The organism is Hyunsoonleella rubra, assembly GCF_042684665.1.
Taxonomy (GTDB): domain Bacteria; phylum Bacteroidota; class Bacteroidia; order Flavobacteriales; family Flavobacteriaceae; genus Jejuia; species Jejuia rubra.
Map to the genome: position 1 here is coordinate 450,840 of NZ_JBHULY010000039.1, position 26,194 is coordinate 477,033.

A 26,194-nucleotide genomic window follows, 5' to 3' on the forward strand; every position below is an offset into this window, starting at 1 on the left:
TATATTTATGAACTAATTTGAATTATGAAAGCCCTAGTCATATCAGGAGGAGGAAGTAAAGGTGCCTACGCAGGAGGGGTTGCCCAATACTTGATGGAAGTTGAGGGGCGTGATTACGACATTTTTTTGGGCACTTCCACAGGAAGTTTGTTGGTGCCGCACCTTGCTGCAGGCGAAATTGATAAGATTTACCATGCCTATACTAATGTGCAACAGCATGATATCTTTAGTGTCAATCCTTTCGTTTTACGGAAAAAAGGAAAGCGGGAATTTGTTTCCATTGATTTCTTGAATGTGCTTTGGCAGTTTATTAAGTTTAAAAGGACTTTTGGTGAAAGTAAAGCGCTGAAAAAGCATATTAAAAAGTATTTCACCCGCAAGGAATACGATTTTATAAGAACGACCAAGGACGATGTTGTGGTTACGGTATCCAACCTTTCAAAAAATAGGGTAGAGTATAAGTCTATCAAAGATTATACCTACGAGGAGTTCTGCGATTGGATTTGGATTTCGTGCAATTATATTCCGTTTATGTCCTTGGCGAAACGGGAAGGTTTTGAATATGCCGATGGTGGTTTAGGTTGCGTAGTCCCTATTCGGGAGGCGATTTTAAGAGGTGCTACGGAAGTAGATGCCATTGTTTTAGAGGCCGAAACCATGGAATACAATAAGGTCTTAGGGAAAAATCCATTTTCGCTGATGATTAACCTTTTCGGGCATCTATCGGACCAACTAGAACGTAACGATGTCACTATTGGAAAACTTGCCGCTAAAAACAGAAACGTACAATTAAATCTATACTATACTCCATCAAAACTTACAGAGAACTCATTGATTTTCAACAAGAAACTGATGAGGTCCTGGTGGCAACAAGGCTGGGATTATGCCAAGCAAAAGAGTGGACAGGCGGATTCCAATGAGTTGCGGTTGGATAAATAGGATTGTTTTTAGTTGATGGTCATGGTTTGGGCATGCTTAAAACTACAAACCTTTTGACTTCTCATCACCACAATTCCCGAACCTCTTCCTTCAATATAGAAAGTGCCGCATCGCTAGGTGAGGGGCGTTCCATCATTTCGGTCAAAAGTACTTCACGGAGTTTGTCGGCTGAATCTGTTTTTTCCGAAAGGTTGGCTTTTCTAATCAGTTGCACCGTAGCACTTTTTGCAGTACTAATCACACTCCAGCACTTTTCTGAAACGTAGATTTGCTGAGTTAAATTGTGTTCCATTTCTTGTTGAATACTTTGTATCAATAATGCTTCGTAACTATCTTTATCAGAAGATGTTGGAGCTACTCTTATGAGCAATTTATTTGGAGAAATCCTTTCTAAGAAAAGCGTCAAACGCTCATAAGCCTGAAGGCGAAGTGGAAGAGAAGTAGCTTGTATGTCCTTTTTCAACAAAAACCTACGGCGACCATCTTCATTTTGGGTGTGCATTCTAAAAAAATGATAGGCAACAATACCCGTGATCAAAGCTGGAAGGGCATATAAAAATATCTCGATGATTCTGCTCGGCTCCATATGTTTTATATGTTTTTGGTTTTAGGGATACCTCCCAAATATACGCAATCTTTCAAATGTTGCATACTTTCAAAAGGGACGGGAGACTTATTATACATGTAGGTTTTATCCAACTCCTTTGATAAATTATGGTCATCTACATTCATTTCAATATCGCTCATTTTAAACTGACACGGATGTTCATATCCGGCAGCATGGGTAATTTCAATCAATTCTTTTCTAAAGGTTTTAAAATATTGTGCCAATCGCACCGATTTTAAAGAAGGATCAATGCCATTTTGCAACCACTTGCTTTGTGTGGCAATTCCAGTCGGACAGCGGTTTGTATGACATATTTGTGCTTGGATACAACCGATACTCAGCATGGCCTCACGTGCCACGTTAATACAGTCCACACCCATTGCAAAAGCCATGGCCGCCTTTGCTGGAAAACCCAGTTTGCCACTACCGATAAATACCACGCGTTCGCAAAGCCCCTTTGTTTTGAATAGCTTGTAAATATCCGCAAAGCCATATACCCAGGGCAATGACACGTGATCTGCAAAACTCGGAGGCGCAGCCCCAGTACCACCTTCACCGCCATCTATGGTAATAAAATCTGGACCTTTACCAGTTTTCAACATTAGATCTGCCAGCTCCTCCCATTGGTCTAATTTGCCAATGGCTGCTTTAATACCAACCGGTAGCCCGGTGTTTTCGGCAATATCTTCAATAAAATCCAGCATTTCTGGCACATTGGAAAACGCCTTATGGGTAGGAGGGGACAACACTGTTTTTCCTACTTCGACACCACGAATTCCAGCAATTTCCTTAGTAATTTTTTTTCCTGGAAGGACACCACCTTTACCGGGCTTTGCGCCTTGGGACAATTTAACTTCAATGGCTCTAACAAAAGGATTGTCTTCTACCAATTTTACCATCTTTTTCATGGAAAAATTACCATCCTCAGAACGCACGCCAAAATAACCCGTTCCGAAATGAAATACCACATCTCCACCATTACTGTGATATGGCGACAGTCCACCTTCACCTGTATTATGGTAGGCATCCACTAAGGCTACACCTTTGTTCATCGATTCTACAGCCTTTGCAGACAACGAGCCAAAACTCATTGCTGAAACATTAATGATAGAAGCCGGCCTGTAAGGTCTCTTGCGTTTATTGTAAGTCCCGATCACTTTTGCACATGGTAAAAAGGTGCTGTCTGTTACGTTCGGGTGTCCTTTTTTCAACTTAAAAGGCATCATCGCATTATTGATAAAAATGTGCTGATGCTCGTAAATATCCCTATCCGTACCAAAACCCTCATAATTGTTTTCTTTTTTAGAAGAGGCATACACCCAACTGCGTTCAATGCGATTAAATGGAAGTTCCTCTCTGTTATTAGCTACAAAATACTGGCGCATTTCCGGGCCAATACTTTCCAACCAATACCTTAAATGCCCCACCAAAGGGAAATTGTGGATTATAGTGTGTTTTTTTTGGAAAATATCTCTAAGTGTAATGATTGCCAATGCAATAATGATCCATAGCCACCAAGGCATAGAGGATAAAAACTCTAGAACGTTGTCCATATTTTGAATTTGAAAGTACGCCTAAAGATATTCAAAAAATATAATTCTGAATTGTTTATAATTATTGATAATTCTAACCCGATAAGCCACAAACATTGGTTATTTTCACTTATTGAAAAAGATTGAAATTTGAAATCATATTTAGACCAATTAAACAGCGCGCAGTTAGAACCCACCATTCAGATTGAAGGCCCAATGATAGTGATTGCAGGGGCGGGTTCGGGTAAAACACGCGTGCTTACCTTTCGTATTGCTTACATGATGAGCAAGGGGATTGACCCCTTTAACATTTTGGCCTTAACATTTACCAATAAAGCGGCACGGGAAATGAAATCACGTATCGCGGCCATAGTGGGCGATAGTGAGGCCAAAAACCTTTGGATGGGGACGTTTCATTCCGTGTTTGCCAAAATTCTTCGGATTGAAGCAGATCGGTTGGGCTATCCCAGCAACTTCACCATTTATGACACGCAGGATTCCGATAGGCTAATTGCATCTATCATCAAGGAAATGAATTTGGATAAGGATATTTATAAATATAAACAGATTCGTTCCAGAATTTCGTCCTATAAAAATAGTTTGATTACAGTGCGTGCCTATTTTCAAAACCCAGAATTGATTGAAGCCGACACCATGGCGAGAAGACCGCGGATGGGCGATATCTACAAAGCCTATGTGGACCGTTGTTTTAAGGCGGGCGCCATGGATTTTGATGATTTATTATTGAAAACCAATGAATTGTTGACCCGCTTTCCAGATGCTTTGGCCAAATACCAAAATCGATTTAAATATATTTTGGTGGATGAGTATCAAGACACCAACCATTCTCAATATTTGATCGTTCGTGCGCTTTCTGATAAGTTTCAAAATATTTGCGTGGTAGGTGATGATGCCCAGAGTATCTATGCGTTTAGGGGTGCAAACATCAATAATATTTTGAATTTCCAAAAGGATTATGATGATGTGAAGGTATTCCGTTTGGAACAAAATTACCGCTCCACCAAAAATATCGTCAACGCGGCCAATTCCATTATTGATAAAAACCAAACCAAGTTGGATAAAGTGGTTTGGACGGCCAATGACGAAGGAGCAAAAATCAAGGTGAATCGTTCGCTCACCGATGGGGACGAAGGGCGCTACGTAGCAAGTACCATTTTTGAGACCAAAATGCAGGAGCATGTGCCCAATAGTGAGTTTGCTGTTCTGTACCGTACCAATGCACAATCCCGTGCCATTGAGGATGCCTTAAGGAAACGGGATATCAAGTACCGTATTTATGGAGGCCTGTCCTTTTATCAGCGCAAGGAAATCAAGGATGTGTTGTCCTATTTGCGTTTGGTTATTAACCCTGCTGATGAAGAAGCTTTAAAACGCGTCATTAACTTTCCGCCACGTGGCATTGGGCAAACTACGGTTGACAAATTGGTTGTGGCGGCCAACGGTTTGGATCGCAGTATTTTTGATGTGATTAAAAACCTGGATAAAGTTGAGATTAAAATCAATTCCGGTACGAAAGCCAGGCTCGAAAACTTCGCCACATTGATTGAAAGCTATCAAGTGATGAACCAAAATGCGGATGTGTTTGAATTGGCTGAGCACGTCACAAAAAGTAGCGGATTGATTCGTGAATTCAATAAAGACGGTACGCCCGAAGGTGCAGCCCGAATGGAAAACATCGAAGAACTGCTCAATGGTATGAAGGATTTTGTGGAAGGGCAAAAGGAAATCGCGGATGCCACAGGTTCTTTAGCTGAATTTCTGGAAGATGTAGCTTTGGCTTCAGATTTGGACAATGATAAAGGGGATAGCGACCATGTAGCGTTAATGACTATCCATTTGGCGAAAGGTTTGGAATTTCCATATGTGTTTATCGTGGGATTGGAGGAAGATTTGTTCCCAAGTGCCATGAGCATGAATACGCGAAGCGAATTGGAGGAGGAACGTCGCTTATTTTATGTTGCCTTGACCCGAGCCGAGAAACAGGCCTATTTAACTTATGCTTTGTCTCGCTACCGTTGGGGAAAACTAATTGATGCCGAGCCGAGCCGTTTTATTGAAGAAATCGACGAGCAATATTTGGATATTGTGACGCCGATAGAAGAACGCCGATACAACCCCATGTTGGATGCCAGTATTTTTGGGGATGTGGAACCCAACAAGGTTTCGCCCAATAAGATTCGTTATAAACCTGCAAAGCAATTGCAACCGAAGAAGGGTACGCCCAGAAAAACTCCAGAAAATTTTCAAGCTACAGCTCCTAAAAATTTGAAGCCTGTTTCAAAAAGCAGTAACGGATCGGCCAATCTTTTTGATAGCAAATTGGCAGTGGGTAATATCGTTAAGCATATCCGTTTTGGAAAAGGTGAAGTCCTTAAAATAGAAGGCTCTGGAGCAGATACCAAAGCGGAAATAAAGTTTGAAACTGGAGGGAATAAAAAATTATTGTTGCGCTTTGCTAAATTAGAGGTGATTGGATAAATCCGTTTTCGGACAAAGGATTGCTTTTTCTGTCCATTACCGCCAGTTTTTTATAAAATAAGCATCAAATACATTAAACCTTTAATTTCAATAACAACCAAAACCTATTAATCATGTCATTTTTAAGGAATAGCTTATGAAACCTTTCATGCTGCTCATCTTTGTGTTTTTGTCAACGGCTTTGTACGCTCAACCTCCGGGTAACGGCATGCAGGGAGGTCGAGGCCAAGGTGGCGGACAAAGAGGAGGTCAGGGTTTTCAGGAGCGTCAAACCCCTGATTTTGATGCTTATAAACAGGCTGGGATTTTTTATTATGATGAAGCCGAGGTTGTGAAAAAGATTAAAATTAAAAAGAATAAAAACTTAGAAATCAAGGTAAAACAGGCCGTCATTAATTATAATTCCAAAATAGAGGAACTTAGATTTATGAATACCTACAATTTCGATACCTTGAATATTTATATGAATACTGCAAAGAACATAGCCATGGCCCTGCGTATTCAAAATATGATGGACGGTGGTCAAAGTGGAATGTCTCAACCCAATGAAGATAATCCCATGCGAACTGCCATGCTAGAAAGCCGGAAAAAAATCAGGCCAGTTCGTATGGAGGTGATGCGTCAAGAGGAAATCCTAAACAATAAGCTTTTGGAGTACCTCAATAAAAAACAATATGCCAGATGGCTAAAATATCAAAAGCGGATTAAGGAAACTTTGAACCCGAGAATGCCCTCTAGTAATTCGTCTCAAGGTGGGCCAAACAGAGGTGGAGGTGGTCAATTTGGTAATCGACAAGGCAACAGAATGCGATAAAGAAAGGAAATCATTTTACCATCCTTACTGAATTAACATGCCCATCACCATCATATTCCTTTACAGGGTTATCAGGATCCACTATCCATTTGCCATCTACGATAAACTTATAGTGGTGCTTGCCTCCTGAAAGGGGAAGAGTGTATTTCCAACCGTATTCTTTTCTTTCCATTTCCAGTTGGCGCTCGTTCCACCCATTGAACGAGCCTGCCAGTATTACTTTTTCAGCGTTTGTGTAACCTTTTAACTTAAAGGTTGTGTATTGTTTAATGTCTAAAACGGAATTATACTCGTGGAACTCATTCCTAGTTTTATTGGGGTTATGAGGGTCTTCCATCCACTGGCCGTCCACGATATAACGGTATTGATATCGGTCAGGCTTCATTTGCAATGTCAGTTCCCAGCCATCATCCGTTTTATTCATTTTAAATAAATGCTCGTTCCATTTGTTAAATGAGCCAGCAACAATCACTTTTTTGGCATCTTTATAGCCTTTTAATTTAAAAGTCGCATTTCCATCCTCATCTGGATAGGCCGTGTACATTTTCAGATTATAAATACCACGCAACCGTTTTCCATTTTTTAGGGCCTTGGAAGAATTGGGGTCGTATTTGGAAGGTTCCGCCCAATAGGCGTTATTGATGACATATTTAAATTCCCACGAAAATTCATCGTTAAAATCGTGGATGCTTTTTTTCAGTTCGAAAAGCGAATCGGAAACCTTTTGCATTTGCCAATGGTCCCGCGACCATAAATTGAAGTCACCTGAAACTGCCACGTTTACGATATCCAAATCGGCAAATTCTAAAATCTGACCGGTCTTTTCTTTTGTGAATTTGGAATAATCCCTTACATCAAACCTAAAAACAACGGTGTCGTTTTCGATTTTATAGCCTTTAAAATCTTGGCTCTGCGCCTGAAAATTTAAGATTACAAAAGAGAAAATTAAAAAGAAATATGCCGATAATTGCTTCATTGCGTACTTAACGGATAGGTGATAAAATACAATTTTTCTTTTTGATAATTGATTATGGTCCGTTTTTGTGCAAAAAATTCATAGCCTAAAATGCCATCCAGTTGCGTTCCAAAAGCTTCGTTCATGGCATTGAGATTTGTTAGCACGGTAAACATCGGCCCAAAATAAATGTTATCATTTAATTTAACACGATGCAATTTCCCTGCCAAAACATGAATGCTTTTACCGCTTACGCCCTGTAGTTTTAATCTTTTCTTTGGAATAAAGTAACGTCTCGCCTTTCTGTTGACGCTTTTATTGATTTGATTGAATTCCGCCCCAGTGTCAATTCCCAGTTTCACCTTTTGATTGTTGATAAAGCCGTTGACCACAATGGTATGTTTTTTTAATGTGAAATCGATGCTGTCCACGATTTTTTCCAAATACACTTTGTCGTTCAGCTTGTTACCGAATTTATCCACTTTAGTCAGCGTGATTTGGTTCAAATACAAATCGATGAAAACTTCGTAATCCTTTAGGATATTATAGCCAATTATACCTAATAATTTAATCTTTTTACTAGATTCAATGTGGGATAAATCGATAACGTCAGAAACCTTGTCATGATAGACAAAACCGTTCAAATCAAATTCCTTGACATATCTTCTGTAGGAATGGTCCAAAACTTGGTTTACGCCGGAAGTTTTGCTGGAATTTCGTTGGAAATCATAAAGCCTCCCAAAATGGACTCTATTCAAAATCATGGCTTCTGAGCCCGTATCGATAATAAAATTGCCTTTTTGATCCAATAGTTCGGCTTCCACAACCATTAAATGATCCACCAATTTGAAAGGAATTCTGGTGGTATTTTCATTAAGAATCTCAGCCTTTGAAAATAGAATAGGAGGGTTGTAGCCCCCATTGGCAAAAGTGTTGCAAACGTAAAGAAAGAAAAGGGTTATGGTTAAAATTGGCTGTCTCATATCTTATAGACTACCTGAGCCTCAAAATGTTACATGCTATTACAAATACGTTTCGGTAAAGGCTTTTAGTTTTGTCCAAGTATCCAAAAGCAAAACTGCATCGTCCCAACCGTGTCCGGCATTTGGATAAAGGGTAAATTCATGGGTTACCCCGAGCAATTCCAGTTTATCTCTCAAATCCGTACCTTGGGTTGTTGGGATTAAAGGGTCCTGGCCTCCGTAAAACAAAATCGTCGGGGGAGCTGTGGCCGTAGCTTGATGCAAAGGACTGACCTCTTCTAAAAACTCAAGAGAGGTATCCGTAAGGTACAAATCCAGCAGTTCCGCAAGTGCTGGATCGGAGTTGTTCAAATATGCAGGGTCTTTAAGATTTGTTGGCCCTACGATACTGCAGACCATGTCTACTTTGCTATTGGTGTCAAAGGCATAACTCCATAGTAATGATAAATGAGCCCCAGCACTTGTCCCTGTGAAACCAATGTCTTCTGAAATCGTGTAGTTGACCTTACTTTCTTTCAAGAAGTTGACCAAACTGGTAATGTCCTCAATCTGCATCGGGTAGGGTCTGGTGTTTTCGTCTGCCAGTCTGTAATTCATGTTTACGATTGCAAGATTTGGAATGTTCTGCTGAAACAATTGCCTTATGAGTTCCATAGAACTTTTGTCTCCGGATGTCCAGCCACCACCGTGGATCAAAATCATAATCTTGGTGTTTGCATTTCTATTTGCAGGCAGGTACAAGTCAAATTTCTGGCGTTCATGATCCCCATAAGAAACGTCCTTTGCCTCGTAAGGCACTGAGGCGTCCAGTACCTCTATTGGAGTGTCAATGACCGCTTCGACAAAATTATCCTCATTACACCCAACAAAAACAACTAAAAAGATAATACTTAAAATAAAACGCTTTAAAAAATCCATAAGTTCAAAAATTTATGACCAAGGCATTAAAATAAATACTTAATTTGTAAACACAGGAGCAATATACATATTATGGCCGAATTTGTTAGGATATATGAGGAAAACCCAAATCCACGTGAAATAGATCGCGTTGTACAGGTGCTGAAAAAAGGCGGTGTCATTATATATCCAACGGACACGGTTTATGGGTTGGGCTGTGATATTACTAACATTAAGGCTCTGGAAAAAGTGGCAAGGATTAAAGGCGTAAAGTTGGAGAAGGCTAACTTTTCGTTTGTGTGCCACGATTTAAGCAATCTCAGCGATTATGTAAAGCAAATAGATACATCGGTGTTTAAAATTTTGAAAAGGGCATTGCCGGGACCATACACGTTTATCCTTCCAGGTTCTAAATCATTGCCTAACCCTTTCAAGAAGCGAAAGACAGTAGGTATCCGGGTGCCCAATAACAATATTGCGCTAGATATCGTAAAACAACTTGGCAACCCAATCATTTCTACTTCCATTCATGATGAAGATGAAATTTTGGAATATACTACAGACCCGGAATTGATTTTAGAAAAATGGGACAACCTTGTGGATTTGGTGATTGACGGAGGTTACGGGGGAAATGAACCTTCTACGGTTATTGATTTATCCGAGGACGAACCCATTGTTCTTAGGGAAGGAAAGGGTAGCTTGGAGATTTTTTAATTTTTTTGGGCGCTACCCCGAGTACTCGGGGTCGGGCTTTTCACTATATCTTTTTTGCATTAATCTTTATCAAATCCAGATTGCATCAATAAAAGTTGCATGTTATTTGTTTTTTCAGTTATTGTTTTTTCGGGCAAAAAAGGATGCCGTTGCAATCCCTAGCGCAGAAGAAAAGTCTGTATTTATTTAGAAACACGTACAATTTTTTATTATTTTTTCCTACATTTAAGTTCTCCTTATAAGAATCATTAGCCATTAAAAAGAAAACGACGTTTGAACAAACAAACGTCGTTTTAAATGTTTTTGATTGTTTGCCAGTGAGATGTTACTAAAAAATAAAGATGATGCTAAAACATAACGACTACCGAAGCAGTCGTTTAGAATTTTCTGTGGCTTTTAAGCCTTGTTGTGAATTGTCTTTCAGAATTGTAAAAATAAGAAAAAATATAATATGTCAAAATTAGGATTAGATTTAGGAAGTTCATCATTAGGATGGGCAATTAGAAATGATGACCAAATTTCCAATAAAGGAGTTGTTACATTTTCATCTGGGATGGTGAAAGGACAAGGAGGCTATAGTTCGCCAACACGAGATAGAAGAGAAGCACGTTCAAAACGGAATCTGATTAGGGCAAGAAAGTATAGGAAATGGAAATTGCTTGAAATTCTATGTGACAGAAATTTTGTTCCGTTAGAGATTGAAGAATTGGAAGTTTGGAGCACTTATAAAAAAGGAAGGGTTAAAAGATTTCCAGAAAATGAAAAATTTCTTAGTTGGTTAGCTTGTGATTTTTCATATCAAGATGGCGAGAAATATAAAAACCCCTATGATTTAAGAGTCACGGCATTGGACAAAAAATTAACAAAACATGAATTTGGAAGAGTATTATATCATTTAGTTCAAAGAAGAGGCTACAAAGATATAGGTGAATCCGATAAAGAAACTGAAAACCAGATAAAACGAAGAGGGGAGAGCGGGTTTCAAAAAGCATTAGACAGTAACAGGACAATAGCAGAAGCCCTAAAAAATGAATTTTTAGCTAAAGGTATAAGGGCAAGAAATGAGTATCCATACCGCGAAGAGTATCAAAAAGAACTTGAACTGATTTGCAAAGCACAAGGTTATGATATTTCTAAAGATGGCAAATACGGATATTACGATTCGTTTGTCCTGAGCTTATGGAAAGCTATTATTTGGCAACGCCCATTGCGTTCCCAAAAAGGAACTATCGGAAAATGTTCTTTAGAACCCTCTAAATTAAGAAGCCCTATATCTCATCCTATTTTTGAGATTTCTAGAGCGTGGCAATTTATAAATACCATTAAGTTTTATGATGAAGAAGGTGAAAAACAAGATTTACCCCAAAATCTAAGAGCGTCATTATTCAATGATGTTTTCATAACAAAAGACAATTTTAAGTTTGAAGTTGTTAGAAAATATCTTGATAAAAAACTAAAACAAAAATCTAAATATAACTACCCTATTAGTCAAAAAACGGGTAAATACGAAACAAGTGTTTCAGGTATGCCTTTTTGCAATGGAATAATCAAGGTTTTTGGGGAAGTGGCTTACAATGCTCTAATACAACTGGAAAATCACAACATTGGTAATGCTCCAAAGATTATAAACGGATATTCTATTCTTGATATTTGGCACGCTATTTTCGATTTCGATGAAGAATATCTTGAAGAATTTGCAATTGAAAAACTTGGTGTGGAAAATATTATAGTAAAGCGAAATAAAAAAGATGTTTCCTTATCTCCATTGGTTATTTTAAAAAATCGACTGACTGTTGGATATGGTGATTTGAGCTTAAAAGCCTTAAAAAAAATTATTCCCTTTTTAAAGGAAGGGTATTTGTACAATGAAGCAGTTGTTTTTGCGAAACTTCCAGAATTACTAGGAGAAAACTGGGAACATCAAAAAAGTACTATTTTAAAATTGGCAAAACAAAGTCAGGAGCTCTATAGTCGGTCAAAAATGGTTATTGGTATTTGTAATAATCTAATTGATGCATACAAAGGTGAAGTAGAAGATTGGAAAGATACGGGGGCGCCTGTTAGAGCATGGAAAGATTTTGAGTATTTATTAACAGAAGATGATAGAAAGGATATTGTAAATGCATGTATTGGTTATTTTGGAGAGGCTACTTGGGGTAAAAAAGAAGATAAAGATGCTATAATATCAGAAGTAAGAAGGGAATACCAAGAATTTTTCTTCGATTCTAAAAGAGCTTATAGAGAAGTACCTAATTTAACCAGCATATTTAATTCATTGTTATATGAAAATAATATTATCATGAATGGTAAATTGTATCATCATTCAAATAGAAAAAATATCTATGGTACTAAAGTAAAAGACAAAAAAACTGGAAAAGATATACTACCAATTCCTTTAATAGATAGTATAAAAAATCCGATGTTCAATAAAGCATTGAGTATTTTAAGGCGATTGGTAAATGAACTTATAAAAGAAGGCAAAATAGATGAAGATACCGAGGTTGTTGTTGAAGTAGCAAGAGATTTGAATGATAATAACAAACGGGCAGCTATAGAACGTTATCAAAGAGAAAGAGAAACAAAAAGAGAAAAAATAAGACAGTTTTTAGCTGAGTTTAAGGAGAAAGAAGGTAAATCATTTAATGTAGAACAGGGTATTCGTGATTTTGAATTGTGGAATGAACAGATTTTTGAAGAGGCCTTTGATGAAACTGGAAAAAAAGTAACAAATAATACTACTAGTGAAATTTTAAGAGAAAAAAGTGCAATAAAACGTTATGAACTTTGGAAAGAGCAGGAAGGTCAATGTATGTATACTGGAAAAATGATTTCCATTTCAAAGCTGTTCTCTAATGAAATTGATATTGAGCATACTATACCCAGAAGCCTTTTGCCTGATAACACAATGGCAAACCTTACAGTATGTTATGCCAAATACAATCGGGATAATAAAGGTAAATTAATGCCTTATTATTGTGAAAACTATTCAAAAGACGTTGTTGAAATAGGCAGTGCAATACAGCCTAGGTTAAGGGCTTGGGAAAAAATTAGAGATAATTATAAAAATCTTTATGAAAGCAGAAGAAAACCATCGGGAAATGAAGATGAGAAAAAAAAGAACACGCGCATTCAAGAAAAGCATTATTTTAGAATGCATTTCGATTATTGGAAAGATAAAGTAGAACGTTTTACCGCAGACCAGATTAAAGATAGTTGGGCAAGAAGACAATTAGTGGATACGCAAATGGTAAGTAAGTATGCCCGTGAATTCCTCAAAACTTATTTTAAAAAAGTAGTTGTTCAAAAAGGAGAAGTTACAGCTCAGTTTAGAAAGATATATGGATTTCAGGAAGCAGACGAGATAAAAAGTAGAAACAAGCATACGCATCACGCTATAGATGCAGCTGTGTTAACCCTTATTCCTTCAAACAGTAGTAGGAGAGATGCTCTACTTAATAGAATGTATGAAAAAGATGAAAGAGAGGGTAAACAGTTTACAGCTAAACCCTACAATGGATTTAGCTCTCAGGAACTAATTCAAAAAACAGAAGGCCAAACCATAATCGTTAATTATGAAAAAGATAAAATTTTACAACAAACAGTTAGAAAAATTAGAAAACGCGGCAAACTGCAATACGTTAAAGATAAAAATGGCAATTACCTTACGGATGAAAAAGGAGAACGTGTTGTCAAAAAATCGCAAGGAGATACCGTAAGAAGTACGTTGTACAAGCAAACATTTATTGGTAAAATAAGAGATGTAGACCGTTTTACAGATGGTCAACCCATACGCCAAAATGGAGATTGGAAATATAAAACAGGGGGTGAGGAATTTATTTTTACAGAACGTAAACCATTAAAAGATGTATTATCTAAGGTTGATGATATTATAGATCCTGTTATTAGGGAAATAGTTAGGACTCAAAAAGGAAATGCTGTAGACCCTCAAGGAAATAAAATTAGGCATATAAGGGTAAAATCAAAATCGGGTCAAGTGGTTAAAGAACGGGTTAATTATCGTTCGGAACATGATTATAAGAATTATTACTATTCTGCAGCAGGCTCATTACCTTATGCTATTATGTGTGAAAAAAGCATAAAAGGAAAGATTGAACGAAAAATGATTCCTGTCGCTTCTTTTGAAATTGCCAAAGTCTTTAAGAAGTATAAAAAGTTTACCCCCTTATTGTATATTGAAATGTGCCATCCCGAGTTAAAAGAATACCCAGATGTTAAATTATTGAAAGTTGGCCAAAAGGTCTTGGTTTTAAATAACGATGGGGATTATGAAAATAGAAAGGACTTGGGATTTCAAAAAAACAGATTGTACCGTATAACACAGTTTAAATATGATGGCAGTAAAATTATGTTGCAATATCATTTAGAAGCTCAATCTAAATCTGATATAGATGTACAAGTGAAATCGATTAAAAGCGAAATTGTCCAGAGAAAGGAAATAGAGCTTGGAATTCCATTAATAATTGAAGATAAAACTATTGAAAATGCTACTGACAGAAAAAAAGATTATCAAAAAAAATTGAATAATTTTTCTGAAAGGTTGAAGCGGATAGAAGGGGTTTCAAGTACAGTTGTTGTAAAAGAACTTAAAAATGAAATCAGCAAATATAAAACGGAATCATCTTCTATTTTAATCGAAGGGCAAACCCCAATTTTAGGATTAAGTAAAAAGAGTTGGAATTTATTATATGAGAATTACGATTTTGAGGTATCAATACTAGGAAAGATAAAATGGCTAGATTAATATGATAAAACGCACCCTATTCTTCGGAAATCCCGCCTACCTAAGCACCAAAAACGAACAGTTGGTAGTAAATTTTCCGGAGGAAAACAAAAAAGAAAAGACCATTCCCATTGAGGATTTGGGCTATGTAGTACTTGAAGACCCGCAGATTACTATCACGAATGGATTACTGAGAAAATTGGTGGAGAACAAAACAGCGGTCATCACTTGCGACAAGCAACATTTACCATGTTCTTTATTACAACCATTGGTGGGGCATACAGAGCAAACAGAACGTATGCGCTATCAACTTAACGCCAGCGTACCACTTAAAAAGAACCTTTGGCAGCAAACCGTTGTGGCAAAAATTGATAACCAAGCCAATCATTTTTTGTTAAGAAATAAAAACGCTTTGCGATTAAAACGGTACGCAAAAGCCGTAAAAAGTGGCGATTTAGGAAACGAAGAAGCTTTGGCCGCCGCCTTTTATTTCCAAAATCTGTTTGATATTGATGGATTTAGCAGAAACCAAAAAGGCGTACCTCCAAACAGCCTGTTAAACTATGGTTATGCCATTCTACGCGCCGTGGCCGCAAGGGCCTTGGTCAGTAGCGGCCTGTTGCCTTCGGTGGGCATTTTTCACCATAACAAGTATAATGCGTTTTGTTTGGCGGATGATGTTATGGAACCCTATCGGCCTTTCGTGGATGCTATAGTGTATGATATTGTGGAAACAGGCTGCCAATTGGAAGATCTTAATAAAGGCATAAAATCCAATTTGTTGATGATACCTGCTGTGGATGTAGTGATCGACGGTAAACAAAGCCCTTTAATGAACGCTATGAGCCGAACCACGTCCAGTCTGTATGAATGTTTTGAGGGTAGCAGGCGTAAAATTCTTTACCCAGAATTCAAATCATCATTGGAAGCCTTCGTAGGATAAAAAATGGAAAGCAATTATGGAATCATACCTAACCCGATTAAACCAATATAGATGTATGTGGGTACTGGTGTTTTTTGATTTGCCAACTGATACAATAACCGAACGCAGGGCCGCAACACGATTTAGGAAAAATCTTTTGGATGATGGTTTTGGGATGTTCCAGTTCAGTATCTACACACGGTTTTGCCCTAGCCGTGAAAATGCGTCGGTACATATCAAACGTACTAAAAGGGCATTACCCAAAAAAGGAAAGGTTTGTATTATGCAGATAACCGATAAGCAATTTGGCATGATGGAACTCTTCCACGGGCAAAAAGAAGCCGAATTAGAACCTCCAAGCCAACAACTTGAGCTTTTTTGATCATACGCTTCTAATTCCTTCCCCTGATTAGGGGAAGGTGGTTTCGGTTTGAAAAACCGGAATCGGAAGGGGTGTTTAACCTATAAACCATTGTTCTTCCAAATCCTACCGCCGTACATAAAAAACAGGATACCAGCCTGTTACAGCAAGTATCCTGTGAATTCTCCATAAATTTAAAGAACTGAAAGCAATTCACAACCAGGACATACTTACCCCGCTTACTGCTGGGCCTGTGAATTCTCCATAAATTTAAAGAACTGAAAGCAATTCACAACGGCATCGCTCTTTTTGTTGAGACACAACTACCTGTGAATTCTCCATAAATTTAAAGAACTGAAAGCAATTCACAACGGTCAGTTCCTTTTAATTAAGGTCGTTGCTCCTGTGAATTCTCCATAAATTTAAAGAACTGAAAGCAATTCACAACTACTTGTTATATTAGTGCTAATTGACACACCTGTGAATTCTCCATAAATTTAAAGAACTGAAAGCAATTCACAACTTTTTCTTCTAGCGTTTTTATTTCTTTTTCCCTGTGAATTCTCCATAAATTTAAAGAACTGAAAGCAATTCACAACTTCCAAGATGTCATGCCTACTAATCCAGAACCTGTGAATTCTCCATAAATTTAAAGAACTGAAAGCAATTCACAACACCACTTTGTAAGCAATGGGAAAGGCTTATCCTGTGAATTCTCCATAAATTTAAAGAACTGAAAGCAATTCACAACGCATTCCGTCAGTCAGTTTTATAGGCTCTCCTGTGAATTCTCCATAAATTTAAAGAACTGAAAGCAATTCACAACTACTGCCATCGTGGAAGCACAGGCGCAAAACCTGTGAATTCTCCATAAATTTAAAGAACTGAAAGCAATTCACAACAACGACGCTTATCTCTTCCATTTCAATACCCTGTGAATTCTCCATAAATTTAAAGAACTGAAAGCAATTCACAACATATAATTACGAATTATTCCTAACGTTAGACCTGTGAATTCTCCATAAATTTAAAGAACTGAAAGCAATTCACAACTTATGATGTATTGCAACGGGTGTTTGGATACCTGTGAATTCTCCATAAATTTAAAGAACTGAAAGCAATTCACAACGTAGCTGTAAAATTACCTGTTGTCCTTTCACCTGTGAATTCTCCATAAATTTAAAGAACTGAAAGCAATTCACAACATTTCGTCAATAATATCATCGGGGTCGATACCTGTGAATTCTCCATAAATTTAAAGAACTGAAAGCAATTCACAACTATTGGCAGGGTAGACTGCAACAAAAAAGTCCTGTGAATTCTCCATAAATTTAAAGAACTGAAAGCAATTCACAACTTTAAGGCTTCCTTCATGCTTTCGCCGTAACCTGTGAATTCTCCATAAATTTAAAGAACTGAAAGCAATTCACAACATGACAAAATTTGTATTAGCCAATCATCACCCTGTGAATTCTCCATAAATTTAAAGAACTGAAAGCAATTCACAACGGAAATATGAAAACGGTAAAATAATGCAGCCTGTGAATTCTCCATAAATTTAAAGAACTGAAAGCAATTCACAACTTTACGTACGGATCTAATACATCTACCATGCCTGTGAATTCTCCATAAATTTAAAGAACTGAAAGCAATTCACAACTGGCATTATTGCAAGGTGTAATTAGTGGTTCCTGTGAATTCTCCATAAATTTAAAGAACTGAAAGCAATTCACAACTCCAGTCTTCCCGTTGCGATGCGGTCAAACCCTGTGAATTCTCCATAAATTTAAAGAACTGAAAGCAATTCACAACCTTGTTGGGGTCGAATTTCCACGCATACGCCCTGTGAATTCTCCATAAATTTAAAGAACTGAAAGCAATTCACAACACAAAGAGCGTTGATACAAGCAGATATTAACCTGTGAATTCTCCATAACCCTTCGACAGGCTCAGGGCAGGATTTAAAGAACTGAAACCTAAACAGGAAACTTCTACAGGCTATGGCAAAAGCACGTTGCAATTCCCTTCTGTTAGACCAGTTAGATCGCTCCGAGGTTCAGCGAAGCTAAAGCAATTCACGACGGAAAGACATTTGACGACAAAAAATTCCCCTTGAATTCTCCATAACCCTTCGACAGGCTCAGGGCAGGATTTAAAGAACTGAAACCTAAACAGGAAACTTCTGCAAGCTATGGCAAAAGCACGTTGCAATTCCCTTTTGTTAGACCAGTTAGATCGCTCCGAGGTTCAGCGAAGCTAAAGCAATTCACAACAAGGTAGTCAAGATAAGTTAACAGCTTCAACCTGTGAATTCTCCATAACCCTTCGACAGGCTCAGGGCAGGATTTAAAGAACTGAAACCTAAGCAGGAAACTTTCTGCAAGCTATGGCAAAAGCACGTTGCGATTCCCTTTTGTTAGACCAGTTAGATCGCTCCGAGGTTCAGCGAAACTAAAGCAATTCACAAAAAAGCCCAACCGAAACGATTGGGCTTTGAACAATTCAATATCTTTATGACTTAGTTGCCTCCGGCTTCAAGGTTCTTCATTTCCTTTTCAACCAATTCGTAGAATTGATCCAATTTGGGAAGTACTACGATACGCGTACGTCTGTTAGTGGCTCTGTTTTCAGCGGTATCATTGTCTACAAGCGGCACATACGAACTGCGTCCAGCGGCTATTAGCCTCCCTGGGTTTACTTCAAGTTCCTCTAAAACACGTACTACGGAAGTGGCACGTTTTACACTTAAATCCCAGTTGTCCAACAATACGCCACTCTGGTAAGATCTGCTGTCTGTATGTCCTTCAACCATACACTCAAAATCTGGTTTTGCGTTAACAACTTTCGCTACTTTTGCCAATACTTCCTTTGCTCTTGTCGTTACATTATAACTTCCACTTCTAAAAAGCATTTTGTCCGAAATTGAAATAAAAACAACGCCCTTTTCAACATTTACTTCAATGTCAGGATCATTAATGCCAACTTCTCTTTTAAAGCTAGTTACTAATGCCAATGTCATACTGTCTTTCTTCGTCAGGGCATCTTGCAAACGAGTAATCTTTAAATCTTTTTCCCTCATGCTTTCCAGGGTTTTTTCAACATTAGTAGCACTTGTTTTAGTTAAGGTTTGGTAGGTTTGAACATTATCCCTCAAATCGGCAACTCGCTTTTCCAGCTCAGATGCTTTTGCAGTTGCGGCTGCTTTTTCCTCTAAACAACTATTCAATTTAACAGTTGCTGAATTCAATAAATCTTGTGTTTCTTTTTGTTTTTCCTGAAGGGCTAAAAGCTCCTTTTTGGATCCACAGGAACTAAATAATACGAATAGTGCGGACAAACTAAGTAATAGTGCTTTCTTCATAATGTTATTGGTTGTTTTTCGGATTAAAAATTTGCAATATAATTTTGGCTAAAATATATAAAAAACAGTTGAATTTAAAAGGCTTAACAAAACTTTTACTAACCGAGTTATAAACTTTTGTAAAACCTTTTTCTATTTACGAAATAATCCCAGACAATGGATGTGCATTGGTAATATTTTATTTTCCTGGGAGCAGCTTTTCTCTGTTTTAGAAGAAGCGGAAGATGACCATAAAACCTGATGTGAGCCTTTATTATGGCGACTATATGTGCAAACTTAAACCCCAAAAAGAACTTCATGCCAGCAATACCATCCAACAGTAACCTTATAAGCACAAGCATAAAAACATTTCCTTTTGCATTTTTGACCAAAGTATAAAGACTATTTCGAAAATTAAGGTAAGTCTTTTTTGGACTAAGGTTGCTAAGCGTAGCCCCTCCAACATGATACACCGTTGAACTGCCAACGTACAGAATGTCATATCCTTTATTCCGTGAACGCCAGCATAAATCGATTTCTTCCATGTGGGCAAAGAAGAATTCATCTAAGCCTTTTAGTTCTTTATAAACCGATCTTCGTATAAACAAACATGCACCAGAAGCCCAAAAGATGGGTATAGTATCATTGTATTGACCTGAATCCCTTTCAACAGTATTAAAAATTCTACCCCTACAGTACGGATATCCAAATTTATCTATAAAGCCACCTCCAGCACCAGCATATTCAAAATGATCTTTCCTTTTAAAATCTAATATTTTGGGTTGAATTATGGCAACATTCGCATTGCTTTTAAAGGCGTTTTCAATAGGGGAAAGCCAGTTTTCAGTCACTTCAACATCACTATTCAACAAACAGAATACATCATCTTTTATATGCCTGAGGGCATCATTATAGCCTTTTGAAAACCCACCATTGACTTTGTTTTGAATTATTTTGACCGATGGAAAGTTCTTCTCAACAAAAACAATGGAATCATCAGTTGACGCATTATCAGCCACATAAATATCTGCGCCTACTGAGTGGTGTACCACTGATGGCAAAAACTGCTCCAACAATTTCTTGCCATTCCAATTTAATATAACGACTGCTATTTTCATCTTTCGTACAAAGGCATATCTCTTAAAAAGTGATACCGTTCGTTTTCAAAGTCCATTTCGCAATAATAATGATTTAATCCGTTAGTAACCATCAAAACATCTGCCTTCAATTCTAAATTATAACGGGCTATTTGGTCAAAAACGTTTTGGTCTATTTCAATATTTGGGGCTTTACATTCTACAACAATTTCAATCTCCCCGTTGGGCTTGAACACCACGATATCATACCGTTTTTTTAAACCGTTCACCTTCAATTCCTTTTCAACATTAATCAAGGATTTGGGATAGTTTTTGTCTTCAATTAAAAAATGCACACAGTTTTGGCGTACCCATTCCTCAGGTTGCAAAACCACAAATTTTTTGCGAATGATATCAAAAATGAGAACTTTATTTTCGCTATTTTTGAATCGAAACTGGTATGAGGGGAAATTCAATTTGTGCATCCAACAAATGTATCATTATAATGCCATTTTATTGCTTTTCATTGAAAATTTTATAGGATTTGGACGAGGTTAAACAATTGGCGACCGATATAAAAAATCGGCAACTTAAGCCCATTTATTTTTTAATGGGTGAAGAACCGTATTACATAGATAAGATTTCAGATTTTATAGAGAACACAGTCCTAACTGAAGCCGAAAGAGGTTTTAATCAGATGGTGCTTTACGGGCGTGATATTTCGGTAGAGGATATCGTAAGCAACGCGAAACGCTATCCCATGATGGCCGAATATCAGGTGGTAATCGTTAAGGAGGCGCAGGATTTATCCCGAACCATTGAAAAATTGGCCAAATACGCTGATAACCCTCAGCCGACTACAATTTTGGTTGTGAATTATAAATACAAAAAAATTGATAAGCGCAAAGCTCTTTATAAGGCACTTAAAAAAACAAGTGTGGTTTATGAAAGTAAAAAACTATACGAAAATCAGGTAGCCGATTGGATTAGAAGGGTTTTGTCGCCTAAGGGATATGCCATTACCCCAAAGGCAGCCCAAATGTTGGTGGAATTCTTGGGTACGGATTTAAGTAAAATTAATAATGAACTTGATAAGCTTCAGATCATATTTCCGAAGGGCCATCAGATTACACCGGAGGATGTGGAAGAAAACATAGGCATCAGTAAAGACTACAATAATTTTGAGCTCAGGAAAGCAATTGGGGACAGAAATGCTGTTAAGGCGTATCAAATAGTAAATTATTTTGCTGAGAACCCAAAGGACAATCCCATGGTGGTCACGGTGTCTTTATTGTTTAATTTCTTTTCCCAATTGTTGCATTTTCATGGATTAAAGGATAAATCACCAAGGAGTGTGGCATCAGCCTTAAAGATTAATCCCTATTTTGTCAATGAATATGTCACGGCCGCAAGAAACTACCCCATGCGAAAAGTGAGTGCAGTTGTTTCTACTTTAAGGGAATTCGATGTAAAAAGCAAAGGGGTGGGGGCAAATGCTGTTCCCCAAGGAGATTTATTAAAAGAATTATTGGTTAGGATTTTAAACTGATGGATGTAGCCATACACGAGAATTGGAAAGGGTATTTGCGGGAGGAGTTTGAAAAACCTTATTTTTCAGAATTGGTTGCATTTGTAAAGCAGGAGTACACTTCCCACCAGTGTTTTCCACCTGGAAAGGAGATTTTTAACGCATTTAACCATTGCCATTTTGAGGATGTCAAGGTTGTGATTATCGGACAGGATCCTTATCATGGTCCTGGGCAAGCCAATGGGTTGTGTTTTTCTGTTCGGGACGGTATTATGCATCCGCCTTCACTAATTAATATTTTTAAAGAAATTGAAGATGATTTGGGGGTTCCGTATCCAAAAAGTGGAGATTTGTCCCGGTGGGCAAAACAGGGTGTCCTCCTATTAAATGCTACATTAACCGTTCGGGCCCATCAAGCTGGAAGCCATCAAAAAAAAGGGTGGGAAACTTTTACGGATAACGTTATCAGATGTATTTCCGAAGAAAAGAAAGATGTGATTTTTTTACTCTGGGGAGGGTATGCCAAACAAAAATTAAAGCTGATTGACTCTTATAAGCATAGAATACTTACCTCAGGTCATCCGTCACCATTGAGTGCCAATAGGGGCTATTGGTTCGGCAATAAACATTTTTCCAAAGTTAATGCCTTACTCAAGTCATACAACCAAAAAGCTATAAATTGGTAGGTGTTTTAGCTTCCGGTAGGTGCTAAATCCCGGCTTTCCGATTCTACTTCTAACTTGGTGTTTAGCTTAATTGGAGCTTCAGTTGGAGTATTCAACTCTCTAAGTACACGCTTTTTGGCAGACTTAAAATACGAAAAACTGAAGAACAGGACATTAAGGGCTATTAGGGACAAAATTAGCAAAGTAATGTTCAATAACATAGGCATAGTTCATTGTTTGGTCGATAAAAGTATATAAATTTTCGATGAAATACAAATTTTACCGATTAAACTGTTAAAATCTTCACAAATCTATAAAAAATATCCATAACCGCAATACGTACATGTACGTAATAAATTAAAATCAGTTTCATTTTTAAATCCTTCTAGTAGCTGTATCAAATAAAACAATTATTTTTGGTCAAAATATTCAAACGATGGATGAACCTAAATGGGAGATCGCAAAGGAGTTCGAAGATATCACCTATAATAAATATAATGGGGTAGCGCGTATTGCTTTCAACAGGCCTAATGTTAGAAATGCTTTTCGGCCAAAAACAACTAGTGAGCTATATGACGCCTTTTATGATGCCAATGAAGATACAAACATTGGTGCTGTGCTATTATCAGCAGAGGGTCCATCAACAAAAGATGGTATTTATTCCTTTTGCAGTGGTGGCGATCAAAAGGCTAGGGGGCATCAAGGCTATGTTGGTGAGGATGGTTATCATCGCTTAAATATTTTGGAGGTACAACGCCTCATCCGATTTATGCCTAAAGCCGTTATTGCAGTCGTGCCTGGTTGGGCAGTAGGTGGTGGACATAGTTTGCATGTAGTTTGTGATTTGACTCTAGCGAGTAAGGAACACGCCATTTTTAAGCAGACCGATGCGGATGTTACCAGTTTTGACGGAGGATACGGCTCAGCCTACCTTGCTAAAATGGTAGGGCAAAAAAAAGCACGTGAAATATTTTTCCTAGGACGTAATTATTCGGCACAGGAGGCCTTTGAAATGGGAATGGTAAATGCCGTGGTTCCTCATGACGAACTAGAACAAACAGCTTATGAATGGGCCCAGGAAATATTGGCAAAGTCGCCAACCTCTATAAAAATGTTGAAATTTGCCATGAATCTCACCGATGATGGCATGGTGGGGCAACAAGTGTTTGCCGGTGAAGCAACCCGATTAGCTTACATGACAGATGAAGCAAAGGAAGGCAGGAACGCCTTTTTGGAAAAAAGAAAGCCAAACTTCGATAAAAAATGGATACCGTAATGAAACAAGTTTCCGTTTGGGTGTCAGCCATGCGTTTGCGAACGCTACCACTTTCCGTTTCGGGTATTATTTTAGCATCAAGTTTTGCCCATTATAACGGAATGTTTGATTGGATGATTTTCATATTGGCACTTCTGACAACCTTAAGCCTTCAAATTTTATCCAATTTGGCAAATGACTACGGGGACGGGGTAAAAGGTACCGATAATGATGAGAGGATTGGCCCAAAACGCGCTATTCAAAGTGGATTGATTTCACCGGATGCCATGTTCGAGGCTATAAAAATTAATATTTTAGTGACTATCATTTTGGCTTTTCTACTTATTTTTTCTTCATTTGGCGCACAACATTTCTTGTTGACATTATTGTTTTTCGCCTTGGGAATTTTATCTATTGTTGCTGCTATGCGCTACACCATTGGCGGTAATGCTTATGGCTATAGAGGTTTGGGTGATGTTTTTGTGTTTATGTTTTTTGGATTGGTCAGCGTCATAGGCTGTTATGTTCTTTATGCCAAAACAATCGACCATGTGGTGTTTTTGCCGGCAATTACCATCGGCTTACTAAGTGCAGCAGTCCTTAATTTAAACAATATGAGGGATATAGATTCGGATAAATCGGCTAATAAAATTACCTTAGCATTGCGACTAGGGAAAGAAAAGGCCAAAAAATATCATTTTTTCTTGATCATAACAGCCATCATCATATCTGGGCTTTTTGGGATTTTATACTACACTTCAATATTCAACTTGATTTATGTTATTATCTATATTCCGTTAATCCTTCATTTAAAAACAGTTAAGGAAAACAAAGACCCAAAATTGCTCGATCCCGAGTTGAAAAAAGTGGCTTTATCAACCTTCTTTCTGTCCGTTTTGATGGCCATTGGACATTTACTGTAATAGCCTTTGGAATGCTAAAAATTCATTATTTTTAGTGTAAAATTTAATTCACATGAAAATTACTTTTTACGGTCACGCCAGTTTAGGGATTCAGATTGATGACATTCATCTTATTGTAGATCCATTTATTACAGGAAATGAAAAGGCTTCAAATATTGATATAAATACGCTTAAAGCGGATTATATTTTGGTAACCCATGCCCATCAAGACCACACGTTAGATGTTGAGGCCATTGCCAAAAGAACAGGTGCAACTATAGTTTCAAACTATGAAATTGTGATGCATTATGATGGCAAAGGCTTAAAAGGACATCCCATGAACCATGGTGGCCAATGGAAGTTTGATTTCGGGACAGTAAAGTATGTCAATGCCATACATACGTCGTCCTTCCCTGACGGAAGCTATGGTGGGCAACCTGGCGGATTTATTATTACTACTAAGTATAAATGTATTTACATAGCGGGAGATACCGCGTTGACTTATGATATGAAATTAATCGGTAAAAATCACGAACTGGATTTGGCCGTATTGCCTATTGGGGACAATTTTACTATGGGCATGGACGATGCGCTTATCGCTTCTGATTTTCTTAAATGTGATAATATATTAGGCTATCATTACGATACTTTCGGTTATATCGAAATTGACGAGGTAAATGCAAAAGCCAAATTTGATGCCGATTTAAAAACTTTAAAACTCCTAAAAATAGGGGAATCCCTGACTATTTAATAGTTCCATCTTACTACAGTTTATGCGAAAACTACTTTTAAGCCTAGGCATTGTTTTAATGTCCAGTACTATAAATGCCCAAGACCAGTCACAAATGGGTGCTTGGTATATGTATTTTTATAAGCACCAATTCAAAAATAGCCAGTTTGGAATTCAAGGTGATTTGCAATACCGCAATTGGGATATTATCGGAGATTTGGAGCAGTTGCTGATTCGCTCGGGGATAACATTCACCCCAAAAAATGCCGATATATTATTCACTTTGGGATACGGAAATATTACTACTGGACAATTTGGGGACAGCAACGCCACAGTTTCGGAAAGTAGGATTTACCAAGAAGCCATGTTTTCAAAAAAGATTGGAGGTAGATTTTATACGACCCATCGGTTTCGTTATGAGCAACGTTTTGTTGAAAATCAGGATTTCAGGACGCGATACCGCTATAATTTATTTTTGAATATTCCCGTAAATCAAAATACTTTGGATGCAAAAGCTGTTTACATTGCACTTTATAATGAATTGTTTATCAACGGACAAACCGATATTGGCACTGATACGCCAGTACAGTTATTCGACAGAAATCGAACCTATTTAGGAATGGGCTATGTATTAAAACCGAGCATGAAATTCCAATTAGGTTGGATGAACCAAAAAACGGTGAATTGGGGCAAAGGGCAATTGCAATTCAGTTTCCACCACAGCTTTTAATATT

22 protein-coding genes and 1 CRISPR repeat array are annotated in these 26,194 nt (G+C 37.7%); of the genes, 13 read left to right on the forward strand and 9 right to left on the reverse strand.

The window, feature by feature from the left end; all coding sequences use genetic code 11:
• The first annotated feature begins 24 nt into the window (after window positions 1-24).
• Window positions 25-939, forward strand: a complete 915-nt coding sequence (locus tag ACFSR8_RS16300; RefSeq protein ID WP_380293985.1) for a patatin-like phospholipase family protein — start codon at window positions 25-27, stop codon at window positions 937-939.
• Window positions 940-1,003: 64 nt separating this feature from the next.
• Here the strand turns inward: ACFSR8_RS16300 and ACFSR8_RS16305 are convergent, their stop codons facing one another.
• Complete coding sequence (locus ACFSR8_RS16305; protein WP_380293987.1) at window positions 1,004-1,525, reverse strand: DUF7935 family protein; 522 nt, start codon at window positions 1,523-1,525, stop codon at window positions 1,004-1,006.
• Between the two features lie 5 nt (window positions 1,526-1,530).
• The gene (locus ACFSR8_RS16310; protein ID WP_380293989.1) at window positions 1,531-3,099 is read right to left on the reverse strand and encodes an FMN-binding glutamate synthase family protein; all 1,569 of its coding nucleotides are present in this window, start codon (window positions 3,097-3,099) and stop codon (window positions 1,531-1,533) included.
• 129 nt (window positions 3,100-3,228) lie between these two features.
• Between ACFSR8_RS16310 and ACFSR8_RS16315 the strand changes: the two genes are divergently transcribed.
• Complete coding sequence (locus ACFSR8_RS16315; protein ID WP_380293991.1) at window positions 3,229-5,577, forward strand: ATP-dependent helicase; 2,349 nt, start codon at window positions 3,229-3,231, stop codon at window positions 5,575-5,577.
• Between the two features lie 136 nt (window positions 5,578-5,713).
• Window positions 5,714-6,391, forward strand: coding sequence for a hypothetical protein (locus ACFSR8_RS16320; protein WP_380293993.1), 678 nt, complete (start codon window positions 5,714-5,716; stop codon window positions 6,389-6,391).
• A 10-nt stretch (window positions 6,392-6,401) separates the two neighbouring features.
• Here ACFSR8_RS16320 and ACFSR8_RS16325 read toward each other — a convergent pair whose 3' ends face one another.
• The 3 genes from ACFSR8_RS16325 to ACFSR8_RS16335 are packed head-to-tail and all read right to left on the reverse strand — an operon-like array spanning window position 6,402 to window position 9,247.
• Complete coding sequence (locus ACFSR8_RS16325) at window positions 6,402-7,367, reverse strand: glycogen-binding domain-containing protein (protein ID WP_380293995.1); 966 nt, start codon at window positions 7,365-7,367, stop codon at window positions 6,402-6,404.
• Window positions 7,364-8,329, reverse strand: coding sequence for a retropepsin-like aspartic protease (locus tag ACFSR8_RS16330; protein WP_380293997.1), 966 nt, complete (start codon window positions 8,327-8,329; stop codon window positions 7,364-7,366). The genes ACFSR8_RS16325 and ACFSR8_RS16330 overlap by 4 nt, the downstream gene beginning before the upstream one ends.
• Window positions 8,330-8,368: 39 nt before the next feature.
• On the reverse strand, window positions 8,369-9,247 hold the full coding sequence (locus ACFSR8_RS16335) for an alpha/beta hydrolase fold domain-containing protein (RefSeq protein ID WP_380293999.1): 879 nt from the start codon (window positions 9,245-9,247) through the stop codon (window positions 8,369-8,371).
• A gap of 72 nt (window positions 9,248-9,319) precedes the next feature.
• Here ACFSR8_RS16335 and ACFSR8_RS16340 point away from each other — a divergent pair, with 72 nt between their 5' ends.
• From ACFSR8_RS16340 to cas2, 4 genes are all read left to right on the forward strand, one after another.
• A complete protein-coding gene (locus tag ACFSR8_RS16340) occupies window positions 9,320-9,940 on the forward strand; it encodes an L-threonylcarbamoyladenylate synthase (protein WP_380294001.1) in 621 nt (206 codons plus the stop codon).
• 451 nt (window positions 9,941-10,391) lie between these two features.
• Complete coding sequence (gene cas9, locus ACFSR8_RS16345) at window positions 10,392-14,702, forward strand: type II CRISPR RNA-guided endonuclease Cas9 (protein ID WP_380294003.1); 4,311 nt, start codon at window positions 10,392-10,394, stop codon at window positions 14,700-14,702.
• Between the two features lies 1 nt (window position 14,703).
• Window positions 14,704-15,624: a type II CRISPR-associated endonuclease Cas1 gene (gene cas1, locus ACFSR8_RS16350; RefSeq protein ID WP_380294005.1), complete on the forward strand. Its 921-nt coding sequence runs from the start codon at window positions 14,704-14,706 to the stop codon at window positions 15,622-15,624.
• 16 nt (window positions 15,625-15,640) lie between these two features.
• Window positions 15,641-15,985 (forward strand): CRISPR-associated endonuclease Cas2, encoded by a 345-nt coding sequence (gene cas2, locus ACFSR8_RS16355; protein ID WP_380294008.1) that lies wholly within the window; start codon window positions 15,641-15,643, stop codon window positions 15,983-15,985.
• A 153-nt stretch (window positions 15,986-16,138) separates the two neighbouring features.
• A CRISPR array of direct repeats spans window positions 16,139-17,852; the repeat unit is 46 nt; unit sequence CCTGTGAATTCTCCATAAATTTAAAGAACTGAAAGCAATTCACAAC.
• A 630-nt stretch (window positions 17,853-18,482) separates the two neighbouring features.
• Here cas2 and ACFSR8_RS16360 read toward each other — a convergent pair.
• The 3 genes from ACFSR8_RS16360 to ACFSR8_RS16370 all read right to left on the reverse strand — a co-directional run bounded on the left by ACFSR8_RS16360 (window position 18,483) and on the right by ACFSR8_RS16370 (window position 20,865).
• Window positions 18,483-19,325: an OmpA/MotB family protein gene (locus ACFSR8_RS16360; RefSeq protein ID WP_380294010.1), complete on the reverse strand. Its 843-nt coding sequence runs from the start codon at window positions 19,323-19,325 to the stop codon at window positions 18,483-18,485.
• Between the two features lie 107 nt (window positions 19,326-19,432).
• Window positions 19,433-20,422, reverse strand: a complete 990-nt coding sequence (locus ACFSR8_RS16365) for a glycosyltransferase family 2 protein (RefSeq protein ID WP_380294012.1) — start codon at window positions 20,420-20,422, stop codon at window positions 19,433-19,435.
• Window positions 20,419-20,865, reverse strand: coding sequence for a type I restriction enzyme HsdR N-terminal domain-containing protein (locus ACFSR8_RS16370; protein WP_380294014.1), 447 nt, complete (start codon window positions 20,863-20,865; stop codon window positions 20,419-20,421). The genes ACFSR8_RS16365 and ACFSR8_RS16370 overlap by 4 nt, the downstream gene beginning before the upstream one ends.
• A gap of 59 nt (window positions 20,866-20,924) precedes the next feature.
• Here ACFSR8_RS16370 and holA point away from each other — a divergent pair, with 59 nt between their 5' ends.
• Entirely contained in the window at window positions 20,925-21,929 is a 1,005-nt protein-coding gene (holA, locus tag ACFSR8_RS16375) for a DNA polymerase III subunit delta (protein ID WP_380294016.1), read from the forward strand.
• The gene (locus tag ACFSR8_RS16380; RefSeq protein WP_380294018.1) at window positions 21,929-22,594 is read left to right on the forward strand and encodes a uracil-DNA glycosylase; all 666 of its coding nucleotides are present in this window, start codon (window positions 21,929-21,931) and stop codon (window positions 22,592-22,594) included. Before holA ends, ACFSR8_RS16380 begins: the two co-directional genes overlap by 1 nt.
• Window positions 22,595-22,599: 5 nt before the next feature.
• Here ACFSR8_RS16380 and ACFSR8_RS16385 read toward each other — a convergent pair whose 3' ends face one another.
• The gene (locus tag ACFSR8_RS16385) at window positions 22,600-22,800 is read right to left on the reverse strand and encodes a hypothetical protein (protein ID WP_380294020.1); all 201 of its coding nucleotides are present in this window, start codon (window positions 22,798-22,800) and stop codon (window positions 22,600-22,602) included.
• Window positions 22,801-23,009: 209 nt separating this feature from the next.
• Here ACFSR8_RS16385 and ACFSR8_RS16390 point away from each other — a divergent pair, with 209 nt between their 5' ends.
• The 4 genes from ACFSR8_RS16390 to ACFSR8_RS16405 are packed head-to-tail and all read left to right on the forward strand — an operon-like array spanning window position 23,010 to window position 26,190.
• Window positions 23,010-23,849, forward strand: a complete 840-nt coding sequence (locus ACFSR8_RS16390) for a 1,4-dihydroxy-2-naphthoyl-CoA synthase (protein ID WP_380294022.1) — start codon at window positions 23,010-23,012, stop codon at window positions 23,847-23,849.
• On the forward strand, window positions 23,849-24,751 hold the full coding sequence (gene menA, locus ACFSR8_RS16395) for a 1,4-dihydroxy-2-naphthoate octaprenyltransferase (protein ID WP_380294024.1): 903 nt from the start codon (window positions 23,849-23,851) through the stop codon (window positions 24,749-24,751). Before ACFSR8_RS16390 ends, menA begins: the two co-directional genes overlap by 1 nt.
• A 52-nt stretch (window positions 24,752-24,803) precedes the next feature.
• Window positions 24,804-25,481, forward strand: coding sequence for a metal-dependent hydrolase (locus tag ACFSR8_RS16400; RefSeq protein ID WP_380294026.1), 678 nt, complete (start codon window positions 24,804-24,806; stop codon window positions 25,479-25,481).
• Window positions 25,482-25,503: 22 nt separating this feature from the next.
• Window positions 25,504-26,190, forward strand: coding sequence for a DUF2490 domain-containing protein (locus ACFSR8_RS16405; RefSeq protein WP_380294028.1), 687 nt, complete (start codon window positions 25,504-25,506; stop codon window positions 26,188-26,190).
• Window positions 26,191-26,194: the final 4 nt, after the last annotated feature.